Here is a 1268-nt window from a genome sequence, read left to right as displayed (position 1 = left end):
TCGTTTTTGTCTTAAATGAGACCTCAACTTGCTTTGCTCTACGACTGATGCAGGTGTAATGCGGACAGCTTAATGGAACATGGGCCAGTCTAAATATCGAGTTGATAAATCCTTGCAACGCTCTCAGTGGCATAGAAAACACGCGTTTCACCATGAGTGCTGTCGTGATAGCTAAATCACTGAATCGACGTGGCCTACCGCGCTTATTCTGTTTGCTTTGCGCCCACCCGCTATCGCCTCTTCATCAATCCAAAAGGTCAGAGAGCCACGGTTAATGAGTGATTGGTTGTATTGCTTCCAGTTGGTTGTTTTGTAAAGAGGTTTAGGCATAGAGCTACGAGAAGTAGTGAACGTAGCTGATCAGATCGTAGGTTCTTGATTTAGTTCCATTGAATTACGCAACAAAGCCAGTTAACGCTACTTGGAATATCAAAAAGAGGAAATAAAGAACTGAGAACGCTATTTATCCATGCCGCAAGGTCAATTTTATGGAAAGATAAGTCGGTCGAAAAATATTTTGGTTCATGGCTTATTGAGCTTAAGAAGCGAAAATCTTTTAACTTGGCTGTGTGGTGAAAAATTGAAAATACAGGGGCATTTTTTGGAATACTTCCCGATTACTATTTGTTTTCGCTAAGAGCCTAAATTATCGATGAAAAACGCCCCTCTTGAAAGGGGTGTAGATTTGAACACACTGTTTTTACATGAACGCCAAGTTACTCTTATCCAGGAGCACTTTAACTCCAGAATACAGGCTAAAAATGACGAAATTACAGTTAACGGCGATTATCGCTAAAACGCCTCTGTCGGATAGGCGGCACCTGTTCCCAGATGCCTCCCTCCTCAGAACCGTACGTGCAACTTTCACTGCATACGGCTCAAGCCTCCACAAAGGCCTCGTTAAGCACCCAGTAACAAAATTACCTTTGCGATACACACTTAAAGCTTTAAAACTGCCCCAATGGCCATTTAATGAATAAGAAACCACGGTTCGCTGTCAGAAGACGCACTGATTTTATTCGAAATCATCATTTGTTTTTCTTCTTTAATAAAGTTCTTCAAGCTATCTCGCAACGGGAGACCAGTTAGAAGTCAGCTCGCTTTCGCGCCAGATATAACCTGTATCTACTTCATTACAAAGTAGCATTCGCTTTTTCTAACCTCCTTTACCTGCATACCTATCGGCAACCTTTACAGGCTGCTTTCCCATAGGGAGATATACAGGCTTGCCCTGTTCCGTATGCCGCATAAAATGTCAACTTAGATAA

The 1268-nt window shown here is 42.2% G+C and carries 2 protein-coding genes and 1 pseudogene; 2 read left to right on the top strand and 1 reads right to left on the bottom strand.

The features are described from left to right. Positions 1-330, bottom strand: a pseudogene (locus AB4513_RS24560) (transposase); the annotation flags it as partial. A gap of 63 nt (positions 331-393) precedes the next feature. On the opposite strand from AB4513_RS24560, the gene AB4513_RS24555 reads away from it, so the two are divergent. Then, the gene (locus AB4513_RS24555) at positions 394-576 is read left to right on the top strand and encodes a transposase (RefSeq protein WP_371731383.1); all 183 of its coding nucleotides are present in this window, start codon (positions 394-396) and stop codon (positions 574-576) included. 185 nt (positions 577-761) lie between these two features. Further along, positions 762-980 (top strand): hypothetical protein, encoded by a 219-nt coding sequence (locus AB4513_RS24550; protein ID WP_102257391.1) that lies wholly within the window; start codon positions 762-764, stop codon positions 978-980. The last annotated feature ends 288 nt before the right edge of the window (positions 981-1268 follow it).

The organism is Vibrio sp. 10N.222.54.E6 (genome assembly GCF_041473955.1).
Lineage (GTDB): Bacteria > Pseudomonadota > Gammaproteobacteria > Enterobacterales > Vibrionaceae > Vibrio > Vibrio tasmaniensis_A.
This window is presented reverse-complemented; position numbering and strand designations above follow the sequence as displayed.

What these genes read in the sequence shown, in the direction of transcription:
- AB4513_RS24550 (WP_102257391.1), top strand. Translation starts at nt 762, where the DNA reads ATGACGAAATTACAGTTAACGGCGATTATCGCTAAAACGCCTCTGTCG.